The sequence below is a fragment of the Planctobacterium marinum genome (assembly GCF_036322805.1).
Taxonomy (GTDB): Bacteria; Pseudomonadota; Gammaproteobacteria; order Enterobacterales; family Alteromonadaceae; genus Planctobacterium; species Planctobacterium marinum_A.
Window position 1 is genome coordinate 4162566 of the sequence record NZ_AP027272.1, and the last position, 14522, is coordinate 4177087.

The 14522-nt window shown below is 43.9% G+C and carries 13 protein-coding genes; 11 read left to right on the forward strand and 2 right to left on the reverse strand.

Features of this window, described 5'->3' with window-relative positions:
* Positions 1-114 precede the first annotated feature (114 nt).
* From AABA75_RS18315 to cas6f, 4 genes are read left to right on the forward strand one after another with little or no spacing between them, the layout of a single operon-like run.
* Positions 115-1311: a TniQ family protein gene (locus tag AABA75_RS18315; RefSeq protein WP_338294177.1), complete on the forward strand. Its 1197-nt coding sequence runs from the start codon at positions 115-117 to the stop codon at positions 1309-1311.
* Positions 1245-3260, forward strand: coding sequence for a type I-F CRISPR-associated protein Csy2 (locus tag AABA75_RS18320; RefSeq protein WP_338294178.1), 2016 nt, complete (start codon positions 1245-1247; stop codon positions 3258-3260). Before AABA75_RS18315 ends, AABA75_RS18320 begins: the two co-directional genes overlap by 67 nt.
* Positions 3250-4272: a type I-F CRISPR-associated protein Csy3 gene (csy3, locus tag AABA75_RS18325; protein ID WP_338294179.1), complete on the forward strand. Its 1023-nt coding sequence runs from the start codon at positions 3250-3252 to the stop codon at positions 4270-4272. Before AABA75_RS18320 ends, csy3 begins: the two co-directional genes overlap by 11 nt.
* Before the next feature lie 3 nt (positions 4273-4275).
* On the forward strand, positions 4276-4869 hold the full coding sequence (gene cas6f / locus AABA75_RS18330) for a type I-F CRISPR-associated endoribonuclease Cas6/Csy4 (RefSeq protein ID WP_338294180.1): 594 nt from the start codon (positions 4276-4278) through the stop codon (positions 4867-4869).
* Between the two features lie 430 nt (positions 4870-5299).
* Here cas6f and mutY read toward each other — a convergent pair whose 3' ends face one another.
* Positions 5300-6367: an A/G-specific adenine glycosylase gene (gene mutY, locus AABA75_RS18335; RefSeq protein WP_338294181.1), complete on the reverse strand. Its 1068-nt coding sequence runs from the start codon at positions 6365-6367 to the stop codon at positions 5300-5302.
* Between the two features lie 81 nt (positions 6368-6448).
* On the opposite strand from mutY, the gene trmB reads away from it, so the two are divergent.
* The 5 genes from trmB to AABA75_RS18360 all read left to right on the forward strand — a co-directional run bounded on the left by trmB (position 6449) and on the right by AABA75_RS18360 (position 11794).
* Positions 6449-7168: a tRNA (guanosine(46)-N7)-methyltransferase TrmB gene (gene trmB / locus AABA75_RS18340; RefSeq protein ID WP_338294182.1), complete on the forward strand. Its 720-nt coding sequence runs from the start codon at positions 6449-6451 to the stop codon at positions 7166-7168.
* Positions 7168-8193: a class I SAM-dependent methyltransferase gene (locus tag AABA75_RS18345; RefSeq protein ID WP_338294183.1), complete on the forward strand. Its 1026-nt coding sequence runs from the start codon at positions 7168-7170 to the stop codon at positions 8191-8193. The genes trmB and AABA75_RS18345 overlap by 1 nt, the downstream gene beginning before the upstream one ends.
* Before the next feature lie 550 nt (positions 8194-8743).
* Positions 8744-9982, forward strand: a complete 1239-nt coding sequence (gene glgC, locus AABA75_RS18350) for a glucose-1-phosphate adenylyltransferase (RefSeq protein WP_338294184.1) — start codon at positions 8744-8746, stop codon at positions 9980-9982.
* Entirely contained in the window at positions 9982-11415 is a 1434-nt protein-coding gene (gene glgA, locus AABA75_RS18355; RefSeq protein WP_338294185.1) for a glycogen synthase GlgA, read from the forward strand. The genes glgC and glgA overlap by 1 nt, the downstream gene beginning before the upstream one ends.
* Before the next feature lie 37 nt (positions 11416-11452).
* A complete protein-coding gene (locus AABA75_RS18360) occupies positions 11453-11794 on the forward strand; it encodes a hypothetical protein (RefSeq protein WP_338294186.1) in 342 nt (113 codons plus the stop codon).
* Here AABA75_RS18360 and AABA75_RS18365 read toward each other — a convergent pair.
* Positions 11791-12219: a DUF3293 domain-containing protein gene (locus AABA75_RS18365; protein WP_338294187.1), complete on the reverse strand. Its 429-nt coding sequence runs from the start codon at positions 12217-12219 to the stop codon at positions 11791-11793. The two genes, AABA75_RS18360 and AABA75_RS18365, sit on opposite strands and share 4 nt — an antisense overlap.
* 92 nt (positions 12220-12311) lie before the next feature.
* Between AABA75_RS18365 and AABA75_RS18370 the strand changes: the two genes are divergently transcribed.
* A complete protein-coding gene (locus AABA75_RS18370; RefSeq protein WP_338294188.1) occupies positions 12312-13955 on the forward strand; it encodes a sensor histidine kinase in 1644 nt (547 codons plus the stop codon).
* Positions 13955-14494 (forward strand): YfiR family protein, encoded by a 540-nt coding sequence (locus AABA75_RS18375; protein WP_338294189.1) that lies wholly within the window; start codon positions 13955-13957, stop codon positions 14492-14494. The genes AABA75_RS18370 and AABA75_RS18375 overlap by 1 nt, the downstream gene beginning before the upstream one ends.
* Positions 14495-14522 lie beyond the last annotated feature (28 nt).

Here is a 14522-nt window from a genome sequence, read left to right on the forward strand (position 1 = left end):
ACTTTCATTTCTTCAGCTCAGCGTTCTATTCAATGCGAACAAAATGTATCTATTATGCAACTTAGTAAAAACTCGTCTATGTTTTTTTGATGAATGCGCAACTTCAGACGATGAATGTTACTATCACGCACGCCTCCACAAAAAGATGAGACACTTGAAAGCTTTATCATCCGTACTGCCCAGCACAACGGCTATAAGGAAATTGATCGCTTTTTAGGTGCGTTGCAACGTCTTGATAGCAGGCAAAATAGCAAGGTTCATTCTGCCTCGTCACTTAAATTGCTATCAATCAACCTATATCACGCCAAAACTTCGGGTCGTTCACGACTTGATTTCATCAGGCTTTTCTCACATCTGATTTTTGAAGAAGCAAAGTCCGTGAATTCACTTTTGCTTTACAGGGGGAGAGAAAAATTTTCAGGTAAGTACGAATCTGTTAATCGGGAAGGTGATGTATATCCACGAATATTTTTACAGACATCGACTATCCCTGTTTGTACAGAGTGTCTGGCCGAGGGAGCTTATATCAGGCAATTATGGCACTTTACTCCTTACAATGCCTGCCATCATCACTGCCGAACACTAATTCACCAGTGCTCATGCGGCCATATGATCCACTATATAAAAGATCAATCAATTAACATCTGTCCAAAATGTAATGAACCTTACTATCAGGATGAGAAAAGCAAAGCCCCGTCGGCAGACCTCGAACTGGCGCGGTGGCTTTCGGGAGGTACCGTAGAACATTTGCCGGACATTAACAAAAGCCATCGATGGGGGATACTTCTTTGGTGGTTGCAATTTAACCATTACAACCCAGACCGCTATGCACAGGAGACATCTCCTGATTTTATTCTGTTTCTGTCCGGGTTCCCTGAGACGTTCCACCATATCCTCGATGAGAAAGTTAATCTGGCAGAAGATTATTCGACTAAACAGCTTGGCGCACTGAGATTCGAAGACGTATTCGGTAATTTATTGCTCACTTCAACGAGACTTCCCAGCTCCAAACTAAAATTTAATATCATACTGAAATATTTGATTAGTTTTTTTCAGGACAAGTTTTACTCTAATAACTGGCTTGCCAATCTAAAACTCAATGCAATAGAAGCCTCTATTCTTTTAAATTGTAATACACAACAAGTAGCCGCATTAGCGGATCAGGGTATTTTGCCGATTCACAACAAGAGGCTTATCAACCCTCTAAATATCTATACTCCTGCCTTTGAGTTAGGAGATGTATTTTGCGTTTGGATGACAAAGTTCCAGTCCGAGCATTCAAACCTTCAGGTGCTCACATCGAAATGGTAGATATTACGCATTTTCAGCAGTTGCCAGAGATCAAGGAAGTAAAAGGGCGTAACCTCGAAGTAAAAAGAGCATTTTCTCCATTGAGCCCTGCAATAACGATAGATGGTTGGGAAGAGCAAACAATCTGCTGCCTGGTTCATTTGCGAGAAAGAGCACCTGCTTTAACTGATGTATTTGATAAACTCGGGATAAAAATCGTAATTAACGATAAAAAGAATATAAACCGATGGGTTAAAGCCTTTTCCTTTCGTCATACACACAATATCAAATACCCTGACTACAGAGCGAGAGGATGCATTCGGATGGATCCAATAGGAAAAATTCCGGAATACCTTCTGAGTTCGCAGGCTATTCAGCCAAATTCAATGGGATGGTCCCAAAACTCTGCTGATATTAACTTTCATTACTTACTTTGCAGCGAATTTATCTGGAAGAGACGATTACTTTGTCTGGGAGAGGCACTTCAACAAGAAATCGACACCTTTGTACAAGCGCTAAAGTCAAATGGCATGTCTAAAGAAAATATAAAACGATTAATTGATGCGTTAAAATCCGTTCCATCAGAGTGTCGCGACGTTGATTTCTACTCCGATGGAATACACTTACTCAGGTTTCCCAATGAATACTCCGAATACACATGCATCACACCCGTAACCTCACATAAGTTACAGCGCAAACTTCACCTTCTGACTAGAGCACATTATTGGAAGGCAGAGACGATGAAAGCATCGCGACCCGGTAGTATTGGCAATCTTGCCGCATCCGTTGGGGGTAGAATAAACGCATTAAAAACACTCCCTTCAAGATTAGATACTTCCCATATAGAGAAATCCGACAAAAGATGGCTTTCCGATGTGAACTTGAGCGCATTGCGGGCAATGGCCGAGCTACCTAAAGTGCTGATGACAGATAACCAGCTAAAACAGCACACCTTTGAGGTAAAAAGTGGGATTGAACAGCTTTTGTCTGATTGGTTGTCCGTTACCTTCAAAACTGATGAATCACTGCCATCAACAAAGGCTCTGGTAGAGAAGTTCAATTTCGCTCTCAGCAAAACGCACCGCGCACGCATGTATGCTTATGAGCCGGTTTTAATGCGAAAGTTTTTCTCTGGTTTTAACCAGTTGAGGACAAATATTGTAAACGGAAACCTCAAACACAGGGCAGTTCAATCAACCCCATCTCCGATAGAAAAATGCTTTCTGGTCATCTCCAATATAAAGGTAGATGCTGCCAATGCCCTCAGCTCACCTTATACCGCTGGGTTGCCGTCACTGATTGGCATATTTGGATTTATCCATGCATACCAGAGAAAACTCAACATAGAATTTGGTAACGACATTCACTTTCAGTCTTTTGCAATATGTCTGCATAATTGTAGTCTCCATCACCGCGGTTTAACGCGTGAGAGCATTTTCGCAAAGGACGGAAAAATAAAACCACCGCCCATTATTGACAGCCTGCAGTGTGATATGCAACTGAGCCTGGTTGTAGAATGTCAGGGTCCGTTACCGGAGCGCACAGATCTAAAAGCAGCACTTCCAATGAGCCTTTGTGGGGGTATTGTACATCTCATGTCAGTCGAAAAGAATTTCACTGGACATGATTTATTCATTAAAGCTGCCGAAAAAGTTGAAACTCAGTATGGCAAATGGTTGACGTTGGATAATGCATTTAATGCCAATGAGCTAATACATGATCCGGACAGACAAAGGGATATATTAAATCGCGCAACATTTTCTTGTGTTGGGTATCATTTTTTAAATCCCCCGACGGCAATCAAAGATACCTTAAACGGCTATCCACATGCGCTGGCAGAAAACATTATCGCCAATATTAAGTGCATCACGATTAAAAACAATATCGCTTTTGAAAAACTGCTGTGGCGGTATAGCCATTTTGATAATCATTTACTCATCCAGACAGGAAAAAAGTACGATGCTACCTAAGCGACTGAGCTTCCAGCGCTCAATATCACCGGGACAGGCGATTTTCACTTACTCAAATGGCTGTGAGAAGAATCTCCCTGTTCCTGTTCAGACGATAAAGGTGATTGGACAAAAGGGTCATTATACAGATGCTTTTGATAGCAATGGGGATGTAAAAAAAGCAACATCCAGGCAGACCCTGGCGCAATCTAATCCACAAACTATTGATGTCTGTTTTGCGCCAGTAGACGCAGAGCTTGTGAGGTGTCGATTTTCTTTACGAATAAATGCCAACAGCTTTTCTCCTTTTCTTTGTGACGAACCCGAATTCACAGGCAAAATTCGCAACTTCTGCGATAAATATAAAGAACAAGGTGGTTACTATTATTTAGCAAAACGCTACCTTGAGAATATCGCAAGTGGTCTTTGGTTGTGGCGCTCAAAGGATGCTTTGGGTGTGGAGATTACAATTACTGAAGAAACCGGGAATTTGCTATCAATAAAAGATATTGATGATGGAATTAACATTAGCAAGTCATCCGATTTCGAAAAACTGGCACGTCGGATAGAGGAGACGTTATGCGAACCTAAAAAGGCGCTATTTTTAGATGTCACAGCGCAAATCAAGACAGCATTTGCTCAAGAGATTCACCCAAGTCAATGTTTCACAGACAAAGAAGAGAATAAAGCCAGTCGAGTTTATCAGAAAACCAAGGTGGCTAATGAGGACACACCTATTTTTGGCGCCTATAAGGTAGGTGCTGCGGTTGCCATGATAGATGACTGGTATCCGGATGCCGAGAAACCTATAAGGGTCGGCTCTTATGGGGCAGACAAAGAATCAGCAACCGCATTTCGTCACCCAGAAACAGGACTTGACCTCTTCTCTCTGTTGAAAAATCTTGAAAAGATAACAGCTGAACTTCAGGAATCAGAGGCACCTCCGAGACTTGACAGTGACGTCATGAAAAAAAGCCACTTTATCGCTGCAAACCTCATTAAGGGCGGTCTGTTTAACAGAGGGAAAGCGTAAACGATGCATTATATTCGAATCAATTTCATTGCGAAGGAGCAAGATGTTAATCATCTGGCTGGCAAGTGCATCAGGATATTGCACGGTGTATATCATCGGCAAAAGATCAACAATATCGCCATTGCCTTTCCTGAATGGTCTTGCTCATCCCCGGGTGATTCAATCGTATTTGTCAGTCCAGATAAAGACTCACTGCAGATTTTGGCAGAGCAGAATTACTACCTAAAAATGCAGGAGCTTGGCTACTTTAATATCAGCAATGTTCGCCAATCTCCTTCAGATTCAGACTATTGTTTATTCATTCGAAATCAGCGCATTGAGAAATACTCTCCCTCAGGCCTCAAACGGATCTTACACAGAAGTAAAAAGAGAGCTGAAAGTAGAGGAGAAATATACAGGCCAATTCACCAATCGATTGATGTTAACTGGGGCGATGTGCACCTAATCCCGATATCCAGTGGAAGTTCCAATCAAGAATTCAAACTCTATATAGAAAGACTCCCCAAAACTGCTCAGCCGGGAGATAACCAAATCGCCACCTCATATGGCTTATCAAATCAAAGTTCAAAGCAGTTTTATGTCCCACTATCATTTTGACCTTCATTTTTTCGAAATTTACATCCCTTTGATTTTAAATAGTTATTTCAGAACTAAATTTTTATTGGTTAATTTTAGGTTTATTTTTAACTCATTGATTTTTCTTTGTTAACTACTAATTTTTTATAGTGAACTGCCGAATAGGCAGCTAAAAAGATTCCGGCACCGATTGATTTAGGCCGTAGTTTGTGAACTGCCGAATAGGCAGCTAAAAAGCAAAAGTACAGCGTTAGCATCAATTTAGCGCCGTGAACTGCCGAATAGGCAGCTAAAAATGGATAGAGCTGAAAATCAAGGCCTGCAGCATCGACCTGCCGAGTAGGCAGTTTTTATGTCATTTTATGATTAAATATCAAGGTGTCACTTTATGCTTTAATCTCACTAAGTCATTGATTTAATTGATAGTAGAAATGACAGTTTATGGTTTAAACTACAATTGAGATTGCGCCAAGCTTAATTGATCGATCAGCTTTTTGGTAGCGGCAGCCAGCCCTATCTTTTGTGGATTAGCAAGATCAAACCAGATTTGCTGGCTTTCATTAACTTTACTGGAGGTTTTACTTTCTACCTCACACACCACTGCACTGATATCCAGATGAAAATGGCTAAAGGTATGGCGAAAAGCACTAAGCTCAGATTGCGCTGTTACCTTGAAACCTAGCTGTCCAGCACTTTGCTCAATGGATTCCTTGCTTGCTTCAGGGAAACACCACAGCCCCCCCCAAATGCCAGCGGGAGGTCGTTGCTCCATTAATATTTTATTGCCCTGACGCAATAGCATAAATGTGGTGGTTTTTACTGGAATGGCTTTTTTCGGTTTTTTGCCAGGATAGGCAGCGTAGTTTGCTTGTTGATGAGCAATACAATGAGTTGCTATGGGGCAGTTGTCGCAATCGGGTTTACTACGAGTACACAAAGTAGCCCCCATATCCATCATAGCTTGATTGTAATCCGCCACCTGTTCGTTGGGGGTGTTTTGTTCTGCTAGTTGCCAAAGCTGAGATTCTGTTTTTTTCTCCCCCGGCCAACCTGCAACGCCGTAATAGCGAGCCAGTACTCGCTTAACATTGCCATCTAAAATCGCCAGCGGTTGTTGCCGTGACAAAGACAATATGGCACCCGCCGTGGAACGGCCAATACCTGGCAAAGCCAAAACTTCGTCAAAGTTCTCTGGGAATTCACCGCTATGCTCTGCCAGCACTTGTTTGGCGGCATTGTGCAGGTTGCGAGCGCGGGCGTAATAGCCAAGCCCGGTCCATAAATGGAGTACTTCATCCTGCTCTGCTTGCGCTAAGTCTTTGATATCCGGGAAGCGCTCCATAAAACGCTGATAATAAGGAATAACCGTGCTTACCTGGGTTTGCTGCAACATGATCTCAGAGATCCACACCCGGTAAGGGGTTTTATTTTGTTGCCACGGCAAGTGCTTTCGACCATGCACTGCGAACCAATCTAATATGCGCTGCGTAATGACAGGGGAACTGGGGATTTGTGTCATTTATCCTATGCTTGTATTTCGTACGGGAGACGGGATAATACGCCACCCGTAATTGCAAGATCAAAAATTAAGAGTACGACATTGAGTAAGTATAAATCTCAGGAAGAAGCAGAAGCCGCTGGCGTCTATGTGCGCAAGGTACAAAGCTTTGTAAAACGCGAAGGCCGTCTGACCAAAGGACAAGCATTAGCTATAGAAACCAACTGGGACAATTTCGGTCTGGATTTTCAACCGGAACCTTACAACCTCGAAGAGGTGTTTGGCCGCAGTGCCCCTGTCGTACTGGAGATTGGTTTTGGCATGGGAAAAAGTCTGGTGGAAATGGCTGCAGCCGAACCAGACAAGAACTTCATCGGCATCGAAGTACATACCCCCGGTGTGGGCGCTTGCCTGGCAGATATCGTTGAACAGGGTTTAAACAATGTGCGTTTATTCGAATACGATGCCGTTGAAATACTAAAACAATCTATCGCTGATGAAAGCCTGGCCCGGGTGCAGTTGTACTTTCCTGACCCCTGGCACAAAAAACGCCACCATAAACGCCGCATAGTTCAGCCGGAATTTGCTCAGCTTATTCGCAGTAAGCTGGCCAAAGACGGTGTCTTTCACATGGCTACCGATTGGGAAAACTATGCACAGCACATGCTGGAAGTGATGTCAGTGCAGGAAGGCTTTGAGAATACATCTGAAACAGAAGATTACGTGCCTCGCCCAGATTTTCGTCCGCTAACTAAATTCGAGCAGCGCGGCCATCGTTTAGGCCATGGTGTTTGGGATCTGATCTTCAGGAAAGTAAACTAATGCTATCGCCTGCCAGTCAATGTTTAATGCGCCAGACAGACATGCTCGCAGAAGGGCGCTGGTTATTGGTGAATCCCACTGACACTGCCATTTTTGCTGAACTGCCTGATACGGTATCCGGGTTTCATCAGTATTTTGATCAATACCAGACCATCGCCAAACGACAGCGAGGTCGTCATCATTTTGGTATTACCCTGCCAGAGGACAATGAAAAATACGACGGTATTGTGCTGTATCTGCCCAAAGCCAAAAAACACACAGTATGGATGATTGCCTACCTCGCAACTCAACTAAAGCAAGAAGGGCTGTTATGTCTGGTGGGCGAAAACAAAGGCGGCATTAAGAGCAGCGGAAAACTATTGGAAGCGGTTGGTGAACGCGCCAACAAGCTGGACTCTGCCCGCCACTGCTCAATATTTGCCACAGTAGTATCTGAAAGCAAAACTTTCGAGCTTGATAAGTTTGTTACTAAACACACAGTGCAGGTGCCAGGTAAAGCTGGCAACATAGAGCTACAATTGGCATCGTTGCCCGGTGTATTTAGTCATGGCGAACTGGATGCTGGCACACAGTTATTATTAGAAAACATCACAACCGCACCTGATGGCAAAATTCTGGATTTTGCCTGTGGCTGTGGCGTTGTGGGTGCTTACCTGGCAAAACTTAATTCCAGCATTAATATCCAACTTAGCGATATCAACGCTCTGGCACTGCATTGCAGCGAACTCACCATGAGTAAAACCGAGGCCAACTTTAACGTTGTTGCTAGCAATGGCCTGGCTGATGTGCAAGGTTCCTTTAAAGCCATTTATACCAACCCGCCATTCCACACCGGGCTTGAGACCGATTACACTATTACCGATAAATTCATCCGGGATGCCAAACAAAAACTATTGTCTGGTGGTGAGCTTTGGTTAGTGGCAAATCGCTTTTTACCCTATGCAGAGCAGCTAAAGCAGAGCTTTTCCAACTGTAAAGTGATGGCCCAAACCAGCAAATTTACCCTGTATCGCTGTATCAAATAGCTTATTTCGCTGCATTAAATAGACTCTAGCTCCTTCAAATACACTCTCACTGCTCCCCAAAATGGGGGGCAGTAACTCATCTGCTCTCATTGTGTACAAAAAATGTTTGAAATTTACTTGCAATTCAAAATGTAACCGCTTACATTTTGAGTTCTAAAAGCTTGTTTTTGTGTTACCAGAGTATGAGGCTCTTGCGTGTAACCACGTTTTGAGCCTCTTTTTTTTACTAAATCGTTAAAGTCACAACTTTTTTTCAGTGGTCGGTCCAAATCTGGTAAGAAAAGGCGTAGGATTTATTTATTACTCTTTCTGCAGTGGCGGAAGGAAAACCAAGACGTTGCACCCTTCTAATAACAACAAAGCAACGATAAACTGAGAGCGACTTAACCTGTTGCAGACGACTTCTGCACATCATGGTTTTCTTCACTAATAACAAACGGTTAATTTTTAAACGTTTGTTTACTTTTTTGTGAATTTTCTTTTCCCGGCTAACTCAGTATCAATCTTGGTGCTATGATTTTGTAATTGCAATCCAAAGGAATATGCCGAAATGTCACGAAATATAGCGATGATCCTGGCTGGCGGTGCCGGTACCAGACTTTTCCCATTGACTCAAACCCGAACGAAACCAGCAGTGCCCTTTGCTGGCGGTTTACGTCTTATTGATTTTGTACTCAATAATTTCGTTAACTCAGACATTCTGAAACTGTATGTCCTAACCCAGTTTAAGTCGCAATCGCTTAATATTCACTTACGACAGGCCTGGCATATCACCGGCTTAACCGGCAACTTTATCGATGCCATACCGGCGCAAATGCGCATGGGTAAGCGTTGGTACGAAGGCACGGCAGATGCCATTTATCAGAACCTACGCCTGATTGAGATCCACGAACCCGATAACGTCTTTATCTTTGGTAGTGATCACATCTACAAAATCGATATTCGTCAGGTACAGCGTTATCACGAAAAAATGGATGCTTCACTCACGGTGTGCGCCATCCCGGTTCTGGCCTCAGAGGCCGCTGGTCGTTTCGGTGTTATCGAAGTAGACGAAGATTTTCGCATGATTGGCTTTGAAGAAAAGCCAGAAAATCCCAAAACCATTCCGGGTCGCCCCGATTTAGCACTGGTTTCTATGGGCAACTACGTGTTTAAGAAAGACAAGTTATTCGAATACCTGAGTGCAGACGCCGAAGACAAGATGTCATCCCATGATTTCGGCCACGATATTCTGCCCAAAATGGTAGCCGATGGTGAACCAGTATTCGTTTACGATTTCAATCGCAATGAGATTCCGGGTGAAGCTGAAACCGCCAATCACAGTTACTGGCGTGATGTGGGTACTGTGTATTCTTTCTGGGAAGCGCACATGGACTTGTTGGTAGCAGAGCCGGAATTTGATTTGTACAACAATCGCTGGCCACTGCGCAGTTATCATCCGCCAGTACCACCAGCGAATATTATGGCCGATGATGAAGGCAATCACTGCACGGTATTAAATTCCATGATCAGCTCTGGCAGCGAGGTCACTGGCGCCCACATCGAACGCAGTGTTTTAGGCTTTAACGCCAAAATCCATAAAGGCACAAGAATGGTGGAAAGCATCATGCTGGGTAAATGCGAAGTGGGCGAAAACTGTGTACTTAACCGCGTTATTGCAGATAAAAGCGTTAAAATTGCGCCGAACACCCAGATTGGTGTTGATTTGGAACTGGATCGCTCCCGCGGCTTAACAGTTTCAGAAGAAGGTATCGTGGTTATTCCGAAAAATATGGAGATCGGTTTCTAGTGGAAGTTCTGTTCGTCGTATCAGAAGTTGAAGGCTTAGTAAAAACCGGGGGCCTGGCCGATGTAGGTCGGGCTTTGCCTGTGGCCCTGAAGAATTTCGGTCATGATGTTCGGGTTATCTTGCCCTATTACAAAGCTATCGCTGAAAAGTTTGAATCTCATCAAATCTCCGACACACAAGTGTTGTATGCCAACGACAGGCATTATCATTACAACATTCGGCAAATGGACCTGGACGGGCTTTGCGTTTACCTGATTGATTTTCCTCCGTTTTTTGACAGAGACGGGATATATACCGACAGCTATCACGCCTTCCCGGACAATCCTGAGCGCTATGCGTTCTTCTCCATGGCGGCACTACACGCCAGCACTTGCATCGGATTCAAACCGCAAATAGTACATTGTCACGACTGGCACACCGCTCTGGTGCCTTTTTTCATGCGTCGCGATCCCACCGGCTTTTATGCTCAAAGTCGCTCGGTGCTTACGGTACACAATGGTGCTTACCAGTGTCAGCACCCCTTGCATGACATTCCGTTTCTGCATCCCTATGAAGAAATTGCCGCACAAAAAGACAATATGGGCGCGATAAACTTTATGAAAATTGGCGTTATGAATGCCGATAAAATAAATGCAGTAAGTCCTCACTACGGCTATGAGCTAAAAACACCATTGGGCTCTCATCACATGTACCATGAATATATGACCCGCCAGCACGATCTGACGGGCATACTCAATGGATGTGATTACAGCCAATGGGACCCGGCCACCGATCCGGAATTACCGGAGAATTATCACACCGACGATATGTCTGGCAAAGTGAGTTGTAAACAAGCTCTGCAAAGTGCAGTGGGCTTGCCGCAAAACCCCGATATTCCGCTGTTTGGTATGGTATGCCGCTTAACTGAGCAAAAAGGCTTTGGTTATCTTCTGCCTATTCTGGGTCATTTGATGCAACACAACATTCAGCTGCTTATTATTGGTACTGGCGATCCATCAATTTGTGAAGAGCTGCATCATTTTGCCCATCAGGAGCCGGAGAAATTTGTGTTCCGTGAAGAGTTCAGTAATCACATGGCGCACCTGCTGGAAGCGGGCAGCGATTACTTCCTGATGCCTTCACTGTTTGAGCCCTGCGGGTTAAATCAGATGTACAGCCTGGCTTATGGCACCATACCAATCGTGCGTGCTGTAGGCGGACTGAGAGATACGGTTATTGACCTGGAGGAAAGCCCGGATCAGGCTACGGGTTTTGTGTTTCACAGTGCCGATAGTTCTGCCTTGTTGAACTGTTTGCGCCGTGCGGCTTTGTTTTATTACGAATACCCGCAGCAATTCAAAGCCATGCAACACAGAGCTATGCATACCAAATTCACCTGGGAAGACGCAGCGCGTAATTATACAGGGCTTTACGAGGATGCCCTCAGGTCATAAAATCCTGAGCAGATCTGTAATATTTCAAGGAATAAGCTTGTTGCGCTTTGTTACTTTCAGGACACTCATCTTATTACCGACGGCGACATTGCTGTCGGTGCTCAGCTTTAGCTCATTGGCATTACCCGAAACCTGTATTCAAGACCCACAGCGCCGCGATCAGTGTCCGCGCATTATTTACAAAAATGCCACTTTACCGGATCCACAAACAGGTGAAGACAAGACTCAGTTGGTTTGTATCTGCCTGACGGATTTTAAAGACCTTTTACTGGAAGAAAAAGATGAAGTAGCAAAGCAAATAAAACAGATGCGAATTAATTCATGGACCGCACAATTGGGGATCACTGAGGAGCAGCTGAAGGAGCTGGTTAAATACTAAGAATTCCCGCTTATAAAAGTGCTTACCGGCCCCATTGAGGTAGGCGTGACCTGCCCAAGCAATACCGGTACTAACCAAAGCTCGCCTTGTTTTAGTTGATAAACCGCATTCTGTTGATAAATTCGTGCCAGATTGCGAGCCTGTGATTCAGTAGCAAATATCAAAAAACTTGGCTCACTCCAGCTAAATGTAACATCACCCACTAAAAGCAACTTAAACTCAATATGATTGCTTTCTAAGTAACGCTGTAGCTTTTGTGTTTTACGCCGATTAAATGATTGCTCACAAAGCTGGCTTCGGGGGTTGCAGGCAGAAATAATGAATCCAGTTGCAGATATCAAACTCTTCGCTGAAGCAGTGTGAATTTTTATGTCCTGATAAGCCTTCCAAAGCCTGAAAACTTGCGCTTCTGCGTTTTTTTTCATAAGTTTTTAGAGTTGTAGTTTCAATTGTGGCCACTTTATATCAATATGGTGATTGTCTGAACGTCAGTTCGCCAAATACAAGAATGCGCTGAATGGGCTCTGAATCAAAATTTTTGTCAATAAAACGATTGTTTGTCTGGGTAGTGATGGGCGTAGCCACCCTCGCGCTATTTTTAGCCAGCAGCATCTCCTTTTACACCCAAGTTACCACTTACAAAACTGAACTCATTGAACAAGTTGAAATTTTTGGTGAATTAATCGCGCGCAACGCCCAAAGTGGTATCGCCTTCGACGATAACATTACCGAAGAAGAGAACCTGTTGGTACTCTCCGCCGCTGACTTTATCACCAACGTTCATATATACAAGGTCACACCTGATGGCGAACTGTCATTTTTTGCCAGTTATAATAAAAAGGGGCAGGCCCCTATTCAGGCCATGTATGACAGAGTGGAAGAGCTGAAAGCCCCCATTATTAACGAAAGCCAGGTGGAGTTCATCAAGCCCGTTTCTATCGACGAAACCATCATTGGTTACGTATATCTCCGGGCTTCCGCTAAATCACTGCAAGACTTAACCGTTAACAGTATTTTAATTAATCTGTTGGTGCTGTTAGTAACGCTAACCGTATGTTTTGTTATTACGCTGAGGTTACAGCGTACAATCACCGACCCTATCGACGGCCTGGTGAATCTGGTAACTGATATTGCCCATAAAAAAGACTACTCGAAACGCGCAGAGCTGGCTAACGTTAAAGAGCTCAACCTGTTGTCGTCGTCTTTTAACCAGATGCTGGACAGAGTTCAGGACCACATGCAGGCACAAAAAGAAGCCGAAACAGAACACCTGAGATTGGCGCAGAACCTGGAAGAGAAAGTTAATCAGCGAACCCAAGCTCTGAAAGAGGCAAACCAGGAATTAATTCAGACTCTGGAAAAACTGCACCAATTCCAGCGGCAGATGGTGCAAAACGAGAAGATGGCCTCACTGGGTGATATGGTAGCCGGTGTCGCGCACGAGGTTAATACGCCAATAGGGCTGGGCGTGACAGCCTCAACTATGATGCTGGACAGACTAGATGAACTGAAAAAAGCATTTGAAGAAAAGTCCCTCAAAGCCAGCATGCTTTCCAAGTTCATGAATGAAGGCGAAGAGAATCTCAATATTATCTATCGCAACCTGAATAGAGCTGCCGAGCTTATTTCAAGCTTCAAGCAGGTGGCCGTTGACCAATCAAGCGAACAAGACCGCGCCTTCAGCTTTAAACAGCTGATGGATGAAATACTATTATCAATGCGACCCAGGCTTAAGAACCTGACTCATCAGATTAAAATAGACTGCGATCCAGAACTTTGCATTGAAACGAAAGCAGGCCCCATAAATCAAATCATGATCAACCTGATCATGAACTCCATCATTCACGGCTTTGAAGACAAAGAGAACGGCGCGATAGTGATCCATGCGGAGCTTATCGACAGCGACAAGCTCAATATAACCTATACCGATGATGGCCGCGGCATACCAGAACATATGCGTAAACGTATCTTTGATCCCTTCGTAACCACCAAACGCGGTCAGGGCGGTAGCGGCTTGGGCATGCATCTTGTTTTCAATTTAGTCACACAAGCATTAAATGGCTCAATCTCGCTGTCTAGCGAACCAGGCCACGGTGTTGAGTTTAACATTGTATTCCCGGTTAAACGGGTTGAACCGGAAAAGTTGCTACAGAGCTCCTGATGAATTTAAAGGTATTTAAGCGTTTAACCAGTATTCTGGTCATGTCCCTGGTGACGTGGCAGGCTGGTTATGCGCAGTCCTTTAAACCCGAAGAGCTCAGAGCGTCCTTTCTCTATCACATCGCCCATTACACTAGTTATCCCGATGAAAGTTTTAATGACAACACGTTTAATTTTTGTTTTATGGAAGATGCCAATCAGTCGCATACCAGAGTATTCAATAAGCTGCCCAAAAAACGCCTAAAAGACAAAGACATCAAACTGGTGAGCCTTGAGACACCAGAACAATTAAATGGCGATCAATGTCAGGTGATCTTCATTGGCAAGCAGGCAGAAAGCCAGGAGCTATTCGCCAAACTGGAAAAATTGAATAAAACCATTGTTTCTGTTGGAGAAACACGAGATTTTATTGAAAATGGCGGAATGATCACCATAGTACCTTTACAGTCGAAAATGCGTATTTTCTTCAGTCAGGAGCAATATGAGAACACCTCACTTAAATTCAGCTCCCTATTGTTGAAACGTGCCAATTTCCGATAAACTATCTCAAGGTAATAAAATAAAAATA